At 58.1% G+C, this 14,965-nt stretch carries 20 protein-coding genes and 1 pseudogene; 18 read left to right on the forward strand and 3 right to left on the reverse strand.

Annotated features, from left to right (window positions below):
* The first annotated feature begins 11 nt into the window (after positions 1–11).
* The 8 genes from EHV07_RS01705 (at position 12) to EHV07_RS01740 (ending at position 6,423) form a co-directional block, all read left to right on the forward strand.
* Positions 12–734, forward strand: a complete 723-nt coding sequence (locus EHV07_RS01705; RefSeq protein WP_147200494.1) for a TIGR03759 family integrating conjugative element protein — start codon at positions 12–14, stop codon at positions 732–734.
* Positions 713–1,348, forward strand: a complete 636-nt coding sequence (locus EHV07_RS01710) for a transglycosylase SLT domain-containing protein (RefSeq protein ID WP_050148973.1) — start codon at positions 713–715, stop codon at positions 1,346–1,348. The genes EHV07_RS01705 and EHV07_RS01710 overlap by 22 nt, the downstream gene beginning before the upstream one ends.
* A gap of 5 nt (positions 1,349–1,353) precedes the next feature.
* Positions 1,354–1,875, forward strand: coding sequence for an integrating conjugative element protein (locus EHV07_RS01715; RefSeq protein ID WP_147194283.1), 522 nt, complete (start codon positions 1,354–1,356; stop codon positions 1,873–1,875).
* Entirely contained in the window at positions 1,875–2,447 is a 573-nt protein-coding gene (locus tag EHV07_RS01720) for a restriction endonuclease (protein WP_147194286.1), read from the forward strand. Before EHV07_RS01715 ends, EHV07_RS01720 begins: the two co-directional genes overlap by 1 nt.
* A gap of 10 nt (positions 2,448–2,457) precedes the next feature.
* Positions 2,458–2,946, forward strand: coding sequence for a hypothetical protein (locus EHV07_RS01725; protein WP_147194289.1), 489 nt, complete (start codon positions 2,458–2,460; stop codon positions 2,944–2,946).
* Positions 2,939–5,038, forward strand: coding sequence for a type IV conjugative transfer system coupling protein TraD (gene traD, locus EHV07_RS01730; protein ID WP_147194292.1), 2,100 nt, complete (start codon positions 2,939–2,941; stop codon positions 5,036–5,038). The genes EHV07_RS01725 and traD overlap by 8 nt, the downstream gene beginning before the upstream one ends.
* Entirely contained in the window at positions 5,031–5,789 is a 759-nt protein-coding gene (locus tag EHV07_RS01735; protein ID WP_147194295.1) for a TIGR03747 family integrating conjugative element membrane protein, read from the forward strand. The genes traD and EHV07_RS01735 overlap by 8 nt, the downstream gene beginning before the upstream one ends.
* A 235-nt stretch (positions 5,790–6,024) precedes the next feature.
* Positions 6,025–6,423, forward strand: coding sequence for an RAQPRD family integrative conjugative element protein (locus tag EHV07_RS01740; RefSeq protein WP_228744745.1), 399 nt, complete (start codon positions 6,025–6,027; stop codon positions 6,421–6,423).
* A gap of 261 nt (positions 6,424–6,684) precedes the next feature.
* On the opposite strand, the pseudogene EHV07_RS01745 reads toward EHV07_RS01740, so the two are convergent.
* Positions 6,685–7,188: pseudogene (locus EHV07_RS01745) on the reverse strand (IS110 family transposase); the annotation flags it as partial.
* A gap of 3 nt (positions 7,189–7,191) precedes the next feature.
* Here EHV07_RS01745 and EHV07_RS01750 point away from each other — a divergent pair.
* Positions 7,192–7,593 (forward strand): GNAT family N-acetyltransferase, encoded by a 402-nt coding sequence (locus EHV07_RS01750; RefSeq protein ID WP_228744751.1) that lies wholly within the window; start codon positions 7,192–7,194, stop codon positions 7,591–7,593.
* 116 nt (positions 7,594–7,709) lie between these two features.
* Here EHV07_RS01750 and EHV07_RS01755 read toward each other — a convergent pair whose 3' ends face one another.
* Together EHV07_RS01755 and EHV07_RS01760 are read right to left on the reverse strand one after the other, a co-directional pair.
* Positions 7,710–8,612: a DapH/DapD/GlmU-related protein gene (locus EHV07_RS01755; protein WP_147194298.1), complete on the reverse strand. Its 903-nt coding sequence runs from the start codon at positions 8,610–8,612 to the stop codon at positions 7,710–7,712.
* A gap of 1 nt (position 8,613) precedes the next feature.
* On the reverse strand, positions 8,614–8,919 hold the full coding sequence (locus EHV07_RS01760; protein WP_254446295.1) for a helix-turn-helix domain-containing protein: 306 nt from the start codon (positions 8,917–8,919) through the stop codon (positions 8,614–8,616).
* A gap of 161 nt (positions 8,920–9,080) precedes the next feature.
* On the opposite strand from EHV07_RS01760, the gene EHV07_RS01765 reads away from it, so the two are divergent.
* The 9 genes from EHV07_RS01765 to EHV07_RS01805 all read left to right on the forward strand — a co-directional run bounded on the left by EHV07_RS01765 (position 9,081) and on the right by EHV07_RS01805 (position 14,948).
* Complete coding sequence (locus EHV07_RS01765; protein WP_147194304.1) at positions 9,081–9,860, forward strand: NAD(P)H-dependent oxidoreductase; 780 nt, start codon at positions 9,081–9,083, stop codon at positions 9,858–9,860.
* Between the two features lie 322 nt (positions 9,861–10,182).
* Positions 10,183–10,530, forward strand: coding sequence for an RAQPRD family integrative conjugative element protein (locus EHV07_RS01770; RefSeq protein ID WP_137467528.1), 348 nt, complete (start codon positions 10,183–10,185; stop codon positions 10,528–10,530).
* Positions 10,530–10,772 (forward strand): TIGR03758 family integrating conjugative element protein, encoded by a 243-nt coding sequence (locus EHV07_RS01775; protein ID WP_031592991.1) that lies wholly within the window; start codon positions 10,530–10,532, stop codon positions 10,770–10,772. Before EHV07_RS01770 ends, EHV07_RS01775 begins: the two co-directional genes overlap by 1 nt.
* Positions 10,773–10,803: 31 nt before the next feature.
* Positions 10,804–11,190, forward strand: a complete 387-nt coding sequence (locus EHV07_RS01780; RefSeq protein ID WP_147194307.1) for a TIGR03745 family integrating conjugative element membrane protein — start codon at positions 10,804–10,806, stop codon at positions 11,188–11,190.
* Between the two features lie 12 nt (positions 11,191–11,202).
* Entirely contained in the window at positions 11,203–11,559 is a 357-nt protein-coding gene (locus tag EHV07_RS01785; RefSeq protein ID WP_031592993.1) for a TIGR03750 family conjugal transfer protein, read from the forward strand.
* Positions 11,556–12,215 (forward strand): PFL_4703 family integrating conjugative element protein, encoded by a 660-nt coding sequence (locus EHV07_RS01790; protein ID WP_147194310.1) that lies wholly within the window; start codon positions 11,556–11,558, stop codon positions 12,213–12,215. The genes EHV07_RS01785 and EHV07_RS01790 overlap by 4 nt, the downstream gene beginning before the upstream one ends.
* Positions 12,215–13,165, forward strand: a complete 951-nt coding sequence (locus tag EHV07_RS01795; protein ID WP_147194313.1) for a TIGR03749 family integrating conjugative element protein — start codon at positions 12,215–12,217, stop codon at positions 13,163–13,165. The genes EHV07_RS01790 and EHV07_RS01795 overlap by 1 nt, the downstream gene beginning before the upstream one ends.
* On the forward strand, positions 13,155–14,654 hold the full coding sequence (locus tag EHV07_RS01800; protein WP_147194316.1) for a TIGR03752 family integrating conjugative element protein: 1,500 nt from the start codon (positions 13,155–13,157) through the stop codon (positions 14,652–14,654). The genes EHV07_RS01795 and EHV07_RS01800 overlap by 11 nt, the downstream gene beginning before the upstream one ends.
* A 9-nt stretch (positions 14,655–14,663) precedes the next feature.
* Positions 14,664–14,948, forward strand: coding sequence for a hypothetical protein (locus EHV07_RS01805; protein WP_228744746.1), 285 nt, complete (start codon positions 14,664–14,666; stop codon positions 14,946–14,948).
* Positions 14,949–14,965 lie beyond the last annotated feature (17 nt).

Below are 14,965 nucleotides of genomic sequence, written 5' to 3' on the forward strand. Positions count from 1 at the left end.
CGGAGCGAATGATGAAACTGAAACATACCTTTTTAGCCGCCATGCTGCTGAGTCCCCTGACCCAGGCTGCGACCACTTCAGGACAGACGGATGTCAGTCAGCAGGCATCAACACAACGGGCCGACTCCGCACAGCAAAACCAGCAGCAGCAGGCCGGTCAGTGGGGACTCAGTGCCGACGATTACCAGCGGTATCAGCAGCTGATGAAGGGTCCCCGGGGTATCCAGTCGCCGGGTCTCGATCCGCTTTCCACCCTGGGTATTGAGGCGCAGACGCCGGCAGAGCGCCGTAAGTTTGCGGAAAAGTGGGTGAAGGAAGAATTTGCCCGTACCCAGAAAGAGCTTGATTTCCAGCGTGAAGTGAACGCGGCCTGGCAGCGCCTGTATCCGGGCGCACTGCCGGTCAATATGGGGAACGCCTCCGGCGTGGCGCACGACAGTGGCGGCCGGCTGGCACTGTTCGTCAGATCAAAAGACTGCGCCACCTGCGACGCGAAACTGTCTGCCGTGCTGGCTGACAACCGGCCGGTGGACATCTATCTGGTTGACAGCCAGGGCAGTGATGATGTGCTGCGCAGCTGGGCACGGGACCATCACATTCCCGTGGAAAAGGTCCGCAAGCGCCAGGTCACGCTTAACCACGACGGCGGACGGTGGATGCGCTTTGGTAACGGCCTGATGCCGGTATTACTGCAGCAGGCGGGAGACGGTAAATGGGCAATCGCAGCATTCTGACCGGTGCGCTGGCGCTGGGTGTACTGATGGCGGCCGTCCCTGACGGCCATGCTGACCAGACGGTGCCGGAGGGTTACGTCCGCGTGGCCACGGCGCACGGCGTGCCCCCGGAAGCGCTTTACTCGGTCTCACTGAGCGAGTCTTCGCGCAAACTTCCCCGCGGCGTACGGCCATGGCCCTGGACCATCAATGTGGCAGGCAAAGGGTATCGCTATGAGACGCGCCTGCAGGCCTGGCAGGCGCTGCAGGTCTTTATGAAGCGTCACCCGCTTAAGCGCATCGATGTCGGTATTGCCCAGGTCAATCTGGGCTGGAACGGTCACCATTTTGCCTCGACGTGGGATGCGTTTGACCCTTACACCAACCTGAACGCCGCCGCCACCATTCTGCGTGAGTGCTGGGCGCGTAAGCCAGGCAGCTGGCTGGATGCGGCCGGCTGCTACCACCATCCCGCAGGTGGTCAGCCTGCTGCACGTTACCGCGCCATTGTGAGAGGGCATCTGGCAAAAATCAGCCCTGCACCCCGCATTTCTGCGCCGGCAGCTGAAGCGCCCCGTTCGGTTGCTGCGCTCACCCCCGATCCAGGCTTCGTCTGGACTGAACCCGGGAGATAACCCTGATGAAAACGCTGTCCTTACTGCTGTTTACCCTCCTTCCCCTGACCGGCCATGCTGAACTGAACGTGATTGCTGATCTGGGCGGTGAAGATGCTGCGCCGTATTTTGAGGCCGTCAATAAACAGCCCGGCATGAGCACGGAAAACGACACCACATCTTCACCCCCGACACCCGTGCTGCAGGGCGAGGCCGCTATGCTGCCGGTATTCACGCCGGAGTTGCGCCCGGGCAGCGTTCCCGACCGGCCGCTGCAGCTGCCCGGCATCGGGGCGTTGTTTCTGATCGGGGATGATGCTCTGTCCCGTGAATGGCTGAAGGCCAATGCCGGCGCGCTGGCTGAACAGCATGCGGCCGGGATGATCGTTAACGTCACGGACATGGCTGCCGTGCGCGAGCTGCGCGAGCTGGCACCCGGTGTCAGCCTGGTCCCGGCTTCCGGCAGCGAGCTGGCCCTTCGGCTGCAGATTGCGCATTATCCGGTACTCATCACCGATACCGGCCTGACGCAGCAGGTCAGGCCGTAATGGTAGCGACACCGCTCAATGGTCTGCTGATGGCTCATCCTTACGGGGCGGTCATACTGATCGCTCTTTTCCTGGTGGTGATGCTCCTTCTGAACCTGCGCCGGCGGGAAAACGCCAGCGCCCGCCGTCACCGGCGATACCGGGCAACGGCGGGGCGGGTACTGGATAAACTGACCCGCCTGCCGGGAGACGGCCAGCGCCTGACTTATCTGCGCAAAATCAGCCCCTATGTCTTTGAAGAGCTGTTGCTCTCTGCCTTTGAACGCCAGGGGCTGACCGTGGTGCGTAATGCCTCCTACAGCGGTGACGGCGGCCTTGATGGCCAGGTCATCATCGACGGCGAGCACTGGCTTATCCAGGCCAAACGGTACAGCCGTGCTGTTTCCCCCGCACATGTTGAGGACTTCGACCGGCTTCTCCTGCAGTCGGGCCGCCGGGGGCTGTTTATCCACACGGGCCGTACCGGAAAGATGAGCCGCACCCTTCGCACGACGTCACCGCGCCTGCGCATCATCAGCGGGCAACGCCTGCTGGCCATTCTTGCCGGTCAGGACGTCCGGCAGTATCTCTGAGGAATCCCTTATGAATATCATCGTGAACAGCCTGCGCTACGCGTTGTGGCTTGTGTTCTGTTTATTCCGTCATGCCGTGGTCCTGCCTGCCACTTTCGGCGGTGTAATTCTGCTTGCCTGGCTCGTCTTCGGTCATCCGGTCAGTGACCTGAACGACCAGTTGCAGAAGGAAGCAACGGCATGGCGCAATGCGCCGCCCGGACACTACATGTGGGAGGATTGCCCGGTGCGTGATAATGCGGCTCCGCCTCAGGCAAAGCCGGCAGCCTGCACCGTCACAGCCGTCACCACGGAAACAGCTGTGCATAACTACCTGCTGTCATTGCGGGCCGTATGGTTCGTTTTTCTCTTTCTGTCGAATGTTCTGTATGTGCTCTGGCGCTTACTGGCGAATGCCCTGCATTACCACTGTCTGCCCCGCAGGGAAGCCGGTGCCGGAAAGGGGGCGTATATCCGTATGGCCAACGGTAAAATCATAAAGGAGGCAGGCGATGAGTAACCGTTACGTGATTGAAGCCCTGTTGCGTCCGGCCGTGGAGCTGAATACCGCCGTGGTATCGGGCATGGCAGCGTATGTCTGTGTCCAGGCCCCGTGGGCCGTTGCCCTGGCCCCGTCAGTCAGCTATGTCACTGCTGCCGGGTTTGCGGCGCTGGCCGTCACCCGCACCCATCAGGGGATGAAGATTATTCGCTACCGCCGGAATCTCCGCCGCCTGCCGCGCTATGTCATGAGCACTAAACAGATCCCCGTCAGCCATCGTCGCCTGTTTCTCGGGCGGGGTTTCCGCTGGACCCAGAAACACACCCAGCGCCTGCAGGATACGCTGCGCCCGGAAGTGGCCCGCTATCTGCAGCCGAACCGCTTTTACCTGGCGGCGCGTCAGCTCGAAATGCTGACAGAGCATCGCCTGCCCTGGCTGGGCAAGCTGCTGAGTGCTGATACACCGCTGAACCCGGTGCGGCCATTACCGCCGGTGGGCGGGAATCCGGCGCTGCACGGCATCGAACCCGACGAAAAAGATGTCACCCTGGCCCTGGGGGAGCGCGTTGGCCATACGGTGGTGTACGGCACCACGCGCGTCGGCAAGACCCGGCTGGCAGAGTTGCTGGTCACACAGGATATCCGGCGGGGTGAAGTCACCATCGTGTTTGATCCGAAAGGGGACGCAGACCTGATGAAACGCGTCTGGGCAGAGGCCCACCGGGCCGGGCGCGGGGATGAGCTGTATATCTTTCATCTCGGCTGGCCTGAAATGTCAGCCCGTTATAATGCCGTCGGGCGTTTTGGCCGCGTGTCAGAGGTGGCGTCCCGCGTGGCCGGTCAGCTTTCAGGGGACGGCAATAATGCCGCCTTTCGTGAATTTGCCTGGCGTTTCGTCAACATTATTGCCCGTGCGCTGGTTGCCCTGGGGGAACGCCCTGACTACACGCTGATTATGCGCTACGTGAACAATATCGCCGATCTCTATATCCGCTACGCCGAGAAAATCATTCACGAGCAACTGCCGGCGCTGCAGACGCAGATTGAGAATAATCAGCAGGTGCTGGGAGAGGACGACGTGCCCCGCAACATGCAGGGGCAGCCGGACGCCTTACGCATCTGGGCCATTGAGGTTGCCCTGAGTTCAGAAGAAGGTAAGAAGCTCTACGACCCCATCCTCGACGGGCTGCGGTCAGCAGTGCGTTATGACCGCACTTACTTTGACAAAATCGTGGCATCCCTGCTGCCGTTGCTGGAAAAACTGACCACCGGCAAGACCGCTGAACTGCTGGCCCCTGACTATCTCGATATGGATGACTCACGGCCCATATTTGACTGGGAGCAAATCATCCGTAAAAAGGCCGTGGTCTATGTGGGACTTGATGCGCTCAGTGACAGTATGGTAGCGAGCGCGGTGGGCAATTCCATGTTCGCCGATCTGGTGAGTGTGGCCGGTCACATTTATAAACACGGTATCAACGCGGGCCTGCCGGGCGGGAAAGAAGGGAAGTCCCTGATTAACCTGCACTGCGATGAGTTTAACGAGCTGATGGGAGATGAGTTTATCCCGCTCATCAACAAAGGGGGCGGTGCCGGCATGCAGGTGACGGCCTATACCCAGACATCTTCTGATATTGAGGCACGCATCGGGAATGCGGCCAAGACGGCCCAGGTTCAGGGTAACTTCAACAACCTGATTATGCTGCGTGTCAGGGAAAACCGCACCGCCGAACTGCTGACCACGCAGCTGCCGCAGGTGGAAATTTACACCAAAACGCTGGTCTCCGGGCACCAGGACACGGCAGATGTCAATGCAGACCAGGACTTCACTTCAAGCACCCAGGACCGCGTCGGAACGGTAAAAGTCCCGCTGCTGGAGCCGGCCGATATCGTGACGCTGCCGAAAGGGCAGGCGTTTGCCCTGCTGGAAGGCGGGCAGCTGTGGAAAATCCGGATGCCGCTGCCTGCCGGCGATGCTGATGATGTGCTGATGCCGGAAAGTATTGAGAAAATCGCGGAGGAGATGCGGCGCAGCTATCACAGCGGCGAATCCTGGTGGCGGGACGGTCCGGCCCTGAACGTGCCGGTCACAGGAGGGGAGAATGGCTGAGGTAAAACGTCCCCCACAGCAGCAGACCCTGCCGGAGCGCAAACACGGCATGCTGTATAACCTGCTCTGGGGCTGGCCATGGGCTCTGGTGGGTGTGGTACTGTCCTCGCTGTTGCTGAGCCTGCTGATTGAATATATCGGCATTGCATTCTTCTGGCCGGAGGCCGGGGCGGCGCACAGTGAAGCGGTCATGAACACCGAGCTGGGATGGCTGTCCACGGAGTTCACCCGCAGCCTGCTGCTGTCTGAGCCATCGGTGACGGTTGTGCGCTGGGTGACCACTGCCTATCAGTGGGCCTTTGTGGACAGTGGCTTCCTGGACTGGGTCCGTCAGCAGTATGCGCACCAGATGCACAGTGACAATGCCGTCACCCGGGAAATCAACAGCTGGAGCGGCTGGCTCGCCGGCTACCTGCGTGAATATCTGCTGGCCACGGTATGGATCAGCATTATCACCCTGGTACGCGTCACCATCCTGGTGCTGTCCGTGCCGTTGTTTGTGCTGGTCGTGGTGGTGGCGCTGGTTGAGGGGCTGGGGCGGCGTGATCTGCGGCGGTACGGCGCGGGGTATGAAAGTTCGTTTGTCTATCATCATGCCAAGAAGCTGGTCAAACCGGCCGCTGTGGTGCCCGCCATGTTGTATCTTTCCTGGCCCACTGCGGTTTATCCCAATCTGCTGTTGCTGCCGGCGGCTGTCCTGCTGGGGATCGCCGTGACCGTAACCACGGCTTCGTTCAAGAAGTATCTTTAACCGGCGCTGGACGGAGGCGTGCAAAACCTGTTTTGCGCGCCTGCCGTCAGCAGACAAGCCACGAAACGACTGTTCATGGCGCGTCAGTATCAGTGAACCGCCAATTCTGTAAGCTCATCCCCCACGCGGCACTGACCTGCAACTAATTTTGAAATTCCTGCTTAGGGTTTATCGCTGACCTGGCGCTCTCCCTTCCGCATCCTGTCCGCACCCCTTAATCCTTCTGGAGGTGCGTATGAACTCAAATCGTCCGGCTATGCGGCACAACCGTCGTGTCCCGGGCATCACCGGCCTGGTGCTGCTGACCTTTCTGGCGTCAGCTGCTGCACAGGCATCCGAGAAAGACGAGCTTGCGTCTGTTCAGCGTCAGCTGGACGAGGTTCAGGCGTCGCTTGAACGGGCCCGCGTGGTGGCTGCACAGGCCGACCCGGCCGACCGTGGCCGTTTTTTCTTTGATTACCGTCAGGCCACATCCGATCTCAACACCATCCGCAGCGGCATTGACCGCTATCTGGAACCCTCCCGCGCGCAACCGCGTGAACCGTCTTCTGTGGCCGTGCTGTTGTTGCAGATGGCTTTCCTGCTGGGGATTGCTGTGGCCGTGACCATGGCTTTGTTCAAGAAGTATATATGAGCGCCTCCCGTTTGCCAGGCTTTGTACTTGATGACGGACAGGACGATTGCGGCTATATATCCGGTCTTCACGCAGCTGCGAAAGCGGCTGCTGACCCTAATGAAATCCGCTGACTCACGCCTCAATTATCTCTGCGAACCCGGAGTTCGATACTTTTTTCAGGCCTGGTGAATCACGGTCTGACCTGCTCTGTCATTACATACACTGCCTGCGCAACCTGTTGACGTTCTGCTTATACACTGTGACTTCGCAAGTAAGTGCTCAGTTTAGAGCCGCTTCCTTCTGGTAGGGCCTGCCGTGCGCCAGCACAGCCCATATTATTCGTGCCATTTTATTGGCCAGCGCCACGGAGGCAACGTTTATCGGTCTCCGCTTCAGCAGGTCGGTGACCCAGGCCCCCGGCTCGCGGGCATTCTGTATGACGCTGTGCGCACCGTTGACCAGTAGTTTTCGCAGGTATTTATCGCCCCGCTTGCTGATCCCCAGCAGCTGTATCCTCCCGCCGGTTCCGGTCTGCCTCGGGACAAGCCCCACCCAGGCGGCAAACTCCCGGCCTGAACGGAATGCGTCCGCGCTACCCATTGACGCGACCGCAGCAGTGGCAGTCAGGAAGCCCACGCCGGGAATGGCACTGATGGCTTTTACGCCGGGGTCATCTCTGCTCAGCTCGCGTATGCGCCGTTCAATATCAGCAATCCGACCGTTCGTTCTTTCAACTTCACTCAGCTGTTCACGCAGGCTGTCTATGAGCACTGCCGGTATCCGGACATAAGCTACGCCAGAAATGTTCTAAACAAATGGACCGAACACTGGTTCAAATTCAGATTCGGAAACCTGGCAATCATAGCAAAGGACTCTCCCGGGCATACAATAGGCTTTGGCGGACTTACCGTCAGAAGCTTTGAGTGCGTAACTGTCAATAATCTGGGCTACAGGTTCGAAACAGAGGCGTGGGGAAAAGGCTACGCAACAGAGTTTGCCCGATTTCTGGTTGCTTATGGGTTCAGTGAACTGAACCTTCAGCAAATATCTGCCACCGTAAGAGCGCATCATCTGGTTTCACAAAACGTACTTAAAAAATCGGGTCTCAGGTACGTAAGAGAAATTCACGATGTGCCAGATGCGACACCTAGTTTACTTTACTCAATAAAAAGGGAGGCGCGGAAATAACGAAACTATTTGAAATTTTTAATTGCGAAACTGCTTATAACAACCTCGCATTACCCCTGCCTGGGACAGTAATGTGAGGTTGAGCATCCTGCTAAATTATCCTGTTGGTCTGGTGCTTAGTTGGTATGCAGGCTTTTATTGATACCACCCCATGCAGATGCGTCGGAAGGTAGTACTTCCACTACACCTGTTTTACTGTTTCTGCGGAATAAAAGGTTATCTTTTCCTGAGAGATTACGGGCATATTCATATTTCCCATCAGGTAATAATACTTTAGTGCCGGCAGTGACATATAGGCCCGCTTCTATTATGCAGTTATTGCCCAGTGAAATCCCGGTACCCGAATTCGCGCCAAGAAGTGAGTTATTGCCAATAGAGTTAATTTCCCGCCCCCCTCCAGAAAGTGTCCCCATAATTGATGCTCCTGCACCGATGTCACTTCCATCACCGACAGTAACCCCGGGCGTGATGCGCCCCTCGACCATACATTTTCCGAGGGTACCTGCATTAAAGTTTACAAATCCCTCATGCATAACCGTGGAGCCTTTTGAAAGATAAGCACCAAGTCTCACTCTGTCACCATCAGCGATTCTCACTCCTTCAGGTATAATGTAGTCAAGCATGCGGGGGAATTTATCAACAGCAAAAACGGTCAGGTGATGATATTCCCTGGCAACTAATGTCCTGAGTTTATCAACAGCGTACGGTAAAACAGGCCCTGCTGATGTCCATGCCACGTTTGGAAGTGAGTCGAATAACCCATCAAGATTAAAGCTGTTTGGAAGACAGATTTTTAGTGAAAGTAAGTGCAACCGGAGATAAGCGTCCTCTGTTGTCCGTATCGGCTCCAGAAGGTCTGGCATAATTGAAAAATTTTCCTGTTTCAGGATACCGTATTTCTCCGCCAGGCAACTCCTTCTCAGGTCTGCTTTTTCAGGGAAAAAGCTTTCGACCACCTTTTGGGTCTCTGCATCTCTGTATCGCACGCCATGATATTCAGTTTTTAATGCTCTCGACATTTTAACTCCCTGGTTTGTCCTGCGAAAGTTGTTCATCATATCGTATTCTTGCCGCGTCAAGTTCAGGAAAATTAATCTCGGCCCAGCGGTCAAGAGCGGCGAGTGTACTTACTAGTGAGTCTGCCACTTTGGTCAGGCTGTACTCCACGCATGCGGGCTTTTCACCGTGATCATTTCTGGACACCAGACCATGTCGTTCGAGCTGTCGCAGAGTCTGAGTAAGTACCTTTTGTGAGATGCCCTCAATTTTTCTCATCAGTTCGCCGTTGCGCAAAGGCCCCTCTGCTAAGGCAGGAAGGATAAGCATTACCCATTTTCCTGATATAAGTGCCAGGGCATCGCGTGCTGAACACTTGGCGGAGTAAACGTTTCCTGGATATGCCATGAGTAGTTACCTCAAAGTGCGTAATTGAATGCAAAACCAAAAGAAAACATTATAAAAGTGAAAAGTCACTAAGGAGGTCCATTATGAATGTACTGATTATCACTGCTCATCCTGAGGCGGTTTCATTTAACTCATTCCTGGCATCCAGAGCCGCCCGCGTATTTGAAAAGCAAGGATCAGTGGTTAAGTCAGTCAATTTATATAGTGAAAATTTTGAACCTCGCGAGGATAAAACCTTTTACCCGGACAGGCAGGATTCAGTGAGGTTTGATGCTTTGCTAGAGCAGCGCCATCACTGGGGAAAGCAAAAGTTACCCGATGAGGTTGCGAGGCATATTGAGTTATTGTTTAACTCTGACCTGTTAATTCTGCATTTTCCTTTCTGGTGGTTTGGTATGCCCGCCATCCTGAAAGGATGGATGGATCGGGTGTTTGTTTATGGTGGAATTTATGACAGCAGACACCGACATGAGAATGGCGTAATGAAAGGTAAGCGTGCCTTACTCTCCGTTACTGCCGGTGCGCCTGAAAATGCCTGTGGTCACAATGGACGTCATGGGGACATGCGATTGATGTTATGGCCACCCATACATGCGCTTCATTACATAGGTTACAGCATGCTGGAACCTTACCTAATATATGGTGTGCGGGGTGGCCTCGATGGAAAAGCAAAAATAAACCAGCAGCAGTTTCTCGATGAAAAAGTTAAAGATTTTGAAAACAGACTAGCCAATATACATGAATGGCCCGTCATCCCTTTTAACAGAGAAGATGATTTTAACGAAGACAAGACATTGAAGCTCCAGGCTCCTGAATACAGCCCTTTTGTGCGACATAATCCAGAAAGCTGGAAAGCAATTTAATTTCGTTTGTAACGCAATTTATCCCGTAAATTCCATGCTACCGCCTCGCCTTGTTAGGGTAGGAGGCGCTCATTTCATTATCTTTAACCGGCGCTGGACGGAGGCGTGCAAAACCTGTTTTGCGCGCCTGCCGTCAGCAGACAAGCCACGAAACGACTGTTCATGGCGCGTCAGTATCAGTGAACCGCCAATTCTGTAAGCTCATCCCCCACGCAGCACTGACCTGCAATTAATTTTGAAATTCCTGTTTAGGGTTTATCGCTGACCTGGCGCTCCCTCTTCCGCATCCTGTCCGCACCCCTTAATCCTTCTGGAGGTGCGTATGAACTCAAATCGTCCGGCAATGCGGCGCAACCGTCGTGTCCCGGGCATCACCGGCCTGGTGCTGCTGACCTTTCTGGCGTCAGCTGCTGCACAGGCATCCGAGAAAGACGAGCTTGCGTCTGTTCAGCGTCAGCTGGACCAGGTTCAGGCGTCGCTTGAACGGGCCCGCGTGGCGGCTGCACAGGCCGACCCGGCCGACCGTGGCCGCTTTTTCTTTGATTACCGTCAGGCCACATCCGATCTCAACACCATCCGCAGCGGCATTGACCGCTATCTGGAACCCTCCCGCGCGCAACCGCGTGACCCGTCTTTTGTGGCCGGTAATTACCGGCGGGAGCGGCCCTGATGCCCATGACACCCGAGCAAACCAACGCGTTTAAGGCCGGCTCCGGCAGCCTTGACCTGAGCATTCTTAATCTGCTCAGCATCGGGGCACTGATAGCGTTTCTTTTTCTGTGGGCCGCGTGGGGGCTGTCGGATGTCTGGACCGGGTGGAGTAATACCAAAGTGCGGGATGCGGCGCTGGGGCGCTTTGTTATCCGCGTCGTGCTGCTGTTGCTCGCGTGTATCTGGATGTTCGCCAGTTAACGCATTCAAATCATTTCAGGAGATACATTTCATGCACCAATCTGAGTCTGTTGTTGCCCGCCTGCGCCGTCTTGGCAGCCGTGCGCTGACCCGCGCCGGTACGCTGGCTATTCTGGGCTGGCTCACCTGCAAACCGGCCTTCGCTGATTTACCCCAGGTTGAACCCCCCACATCAGGCGGCGGAAGCGGCCTGTCCGGACAAATCAAGGGGTACATCCAGGATGGTCTTGTCATCGGCGGGCTGGTCGTGGCCGCCGTTGCCTTTATCAGCGTCGCCATTGCTGCCCTGCACACGTTTACCGAAGTCCGTAACGAGCGGGCCACCTGGACCAAATTTGGCTCCATTATCGTGGTGGGCGTGGTGCTGCTGGTTACCGTTATCTGGCTGGTCGGCAAGTCTGCCGACATTCTGCTGTAGGAGTCCACGACGATGCAGACCATTCGTTTTCTCCCTGACCGTCTCAACAGTGAGCCCGTGGTGTTTCGCGGGTTTACCACCCATGAGATGGGGCTGGCAGCCCTTGCCGGCGCGGGAGTGGGTCTGCTCCTGTCACTGCCGTTTATCCCGCTGGCCGGCTGGGTTGTTGTTCCCACCGGCCTGCTGGTCATGCCGCTGCTGCTCGTCTGGTTTGGCGGCCGCTGGATGGCCAGGCTCAAGCGCGGTAAGCCCGAGAACTGGCTCTGGCAGCGACTGGAGACCAAAAAACGCCGGCTGGGAATGGGCAATCCGAAACTGATAGTGGATGCCCGGGGCTGGTCAGTGAAACGTAACAGGAGAGCCTCATGAGCCGTTATCGCCATGCGGTAAAAGACCGCGACCAGCATATTCAGACGCTGCGCATCGCCTGCGCCGTGCTCGCCTTTTTCCTTTTATTCACCTGTGCCGGCTGGATGCTGGCACCCAGCAAGCTGACCGTGCATAACCCGCCGGATTTACGCTCCGGCAGCACGCGGCCCTGGTGGGAAGTGCCGCCCCCGACGGTCTATTCCTTTGCGTTTTACATTTTTCAGCAGCTCAATGCCTGGCCGAAAAATGGCGAGGTGGACTATTCCGCCAAAATCGATGCGCTGTCGCCGTATCTGACGCCGTCCTGTCAGGATTTCCTGAAAGCGGACGCGAAGAAGCGCGGTGACGCCGGCGAACTCACCGACCGCGTGCGCGTGGTGTATGAACTGCCCGGCCGTGGTTACCAGTCACAGAGTGTGACCGTACAGGATCGCGATCACTGGATTGCCCGCCTGGACGTGGTGGCCGATGAATATTTCCACGCCGAGCCGGTCAAACGCGCCCTGGTGCGTTACCCGCTGAAAGTGGTGCGCTGGGAAGGGGATGCGGAGCGCAACCCGTTCGGTCTGGCGCTGGACTGTTATGCCGGTGTGCCCCAGCGTCTGGAGGCGGCACCGCCTGCACCCAAACCGGAGAAGTCAGGAGTGTTTCAGTGATGAGTAAAAATCCCCACGCCCGCGCCGGGCTGATGGCGCTGTCCCTCGCCCTGCTGCCCCTGGCGACACTGGTATCACGTCCTGCCGGCGCAGATGAGCTGATGAAATGGGAGCGTATTCCGCTGCAGATCCCCCTGAAGGTTGGGCAGGAGCGGGTGGTCTTTGTGGACAAAAACGTCCGCGTTGGGTTTCCGCCGGCGCTTAACGGCAAACTCCGGGTGCAGAGCACCGGTGGGGCCGTCTACCTGAAAGCCGACAGCGCCTTCCCGCAGACGCGGGTGCAGCTGCAGGATGTGGAAAGCGGCGAGGTCCTGCTGTTTGATCTCGCCGCCGGTGAAAAAGGGCCGGCCGAACCGGTCCGGCTGGTCTACAGCGGTGATGTCAGCACGCTGAGCCAGGCATCTGATGCGGCTGGTCAGTCAGGTGGTGCAGACCGGGGCGCTTCCGGATCAGGCCCGTCAGCCCCCACCGGCAGCGATGACGGCACGCAGGCCAGGCGGAAAAAAATCCGCTACAGCGCCCCCATTCCGGTGCTGCTGACCCGCTATGCCGCCCAGAGCCTGTATGCGCCGGCCCGTACGGTTGAGGCGGTGCCCGGTATTCATCCGGTCAACCCGCATCTGCCCCGGCGCGTCAGCACGCTGTACCCTTCAGAGCCAGTGACGGTCACGCCGCTGGCGGCCTGGGGGGCGGCAAACCGCAGCGTGGTGGCCCTCAGGCTCACGAACACCGGCGGCCGTAAGGTCGTTCTGGATCCGCGTGCGCTGCAGGGGCAGTTTGTGTCCGCCACTTTCCAGCACCGCTGGGTCGGTCCTGCCGGCACGCCGGAAGACACCACCACCGTGTATGTGGTGACCGCCGGTCGTCCGGAGAGCGCCTTCATCGCCGAACCATCTGCGCTGCGTAAAGCGGCCCGTGCAGTAAAACAGGAGGCCCGCCATGCAGATTAAATCCAATGCCCTGGTGAAAGTCATCGTGCCGGCCGTGGTGATTGCCGGGCTGGCCGTGGGGCTCAAAAGCTGCAAAAACGAACCGGCAGAGCAGCCGCAGGCAAAACAAAGCGGCGGTGCCCTGCAAAACCTCTCGCCGGATGAGCTGAAGGCGCTGGGCGTGGAAGGCGACACCCCGGAGGACACGCTGCGCACGCTCATCGGCCGGCTGAACGATGTGCGTGACCGTCAGAAAACGCTCGATAAACAGAACGCTGATTTAGTGAAGGAGAACGAGCGCCTGCGTAAGCGCAATCAGGACGTGTCAGGGCAGGTGAATGAGGCCGTCAACGGTCTGCGTGAGCAGTACGACAAACGCCAGGCACAGCTGCAGGATGAGCAGCTCAGCCTGACGGCGAAGATCAAGAGTCTGACCGACAAGCTGAAACAGCCCGACGCCGGGAAAAAGGCGGCAGACAGCGATATCCCGCTGGGGCTGGGCCTGGATGGCATGGGCAGCAGCACCGGGGGCGCGGCATCTCAGGGCAGTGACGGCATGATGTGGGTCACGCCGACGGACCAGAAAGAGACGGATCCGCGTGATGCGGCCAGCGGCAAGGCGTCATCTCAGTTCCCGACTTCGTTTCTGGGGGACAATGAGCTGACCCGCCAGAAAGCGGCCTATGAGCAGAAAGTGAAGGGGCACACCAATGAGAAAGGGGCGGAAGAGAGTGCCGAGCCGGTGTACACCCTGCCGGAAAACTCCACGCTGGTCGGCAGCCGCGCCATGACGGCACTGCTTGGCCGCGTGCCCATCAACGGCACCGTGACCGATCCCTACCCGTTCAAAGTACTCATCGGTAAGGATAACCTGACAGCAAACGGCATCGAGCTGCCGGACGTTGAAGGGGCCATCGTTTCCGGGACGGCCAGCGGTGACTGGACGCTGTCCTGCGTGCGCGGCCAGGTGACCAGCGTCACGTTTGTCTTTTCCGACGGTACGGTGCGCACCCTCCCGAAACCGGAGGCCGTTAACAGCGGCGGGCAGAATAATAACGCTCAGGCCAAACAGGATACCGGCACCGGTGGGGGTATCGGCTGGATTTCGGATGAAAACGGCATTCCGTGCATCGGGGGCGAACGCAAATCCAACGCTTCCACGTATCTGCCGACTATCTTTGGCCTGTCAGCAGCCGGTGCGGCAGGAGATGCCCTGAGTCAGGGGCAGTACACCACGCAGAACAACGTCAACGGGATTTCCTCCACCATGACCGGCGACGCCGGACAGGCAGCGCTGGGCAAAGCCATCTCCGGCGGCATGTCGGAGACCACGGACTGGATCAAGCAGCGGTACGGGATGACGTTTGATGCCATTTATGTGCCGCCGGGGGCCCGCCTCGCGGTGCATATCACCCGTCAGCTGGCCATTGATTATGAAGACAAGGGCCGTAGGGTGCGCTACGACTTCACCCTGCCCGGTGGCGTCAGCGACAGCGGCGGACTGGACTGAGTGACTGCCATGACGGGACACATGACGCTTCTGCCGATGTCATCCGTGTGCCGGACGTTCAGCGATGGCGCGGGCTGGCACATTGAGGTGCGGCCCTCGCCGACGGCCGTCCTGCAGCTGCGCCCGGTGGCGCTGCTGCCTGCCCGTCTGCCTTTACTGCGCTGGCAGCGGGGCCGGCTTTTACTGGATACCGGCCGGTTTTCCCTGCCGCTCAGTGCCTGCGACTGTGCCGTGTCGTGGTACAGCCCGAAACTTTCGCGCCGGCTTCACTGCCCTTATATGTCCCTGCAGTAGCTGGCGCATCTGCTGAA

The sequence above is a fragment of the Pantoea sp. CCBC3-3-1 genome (assembly GCF_007981265.1).
Taxonomy (GTDB): domain Bacteria; phylum Pseudomonadota; class Gammaproteobacteria; order Enterobacterales; family Enterobacteriaceae; genus Erwinia.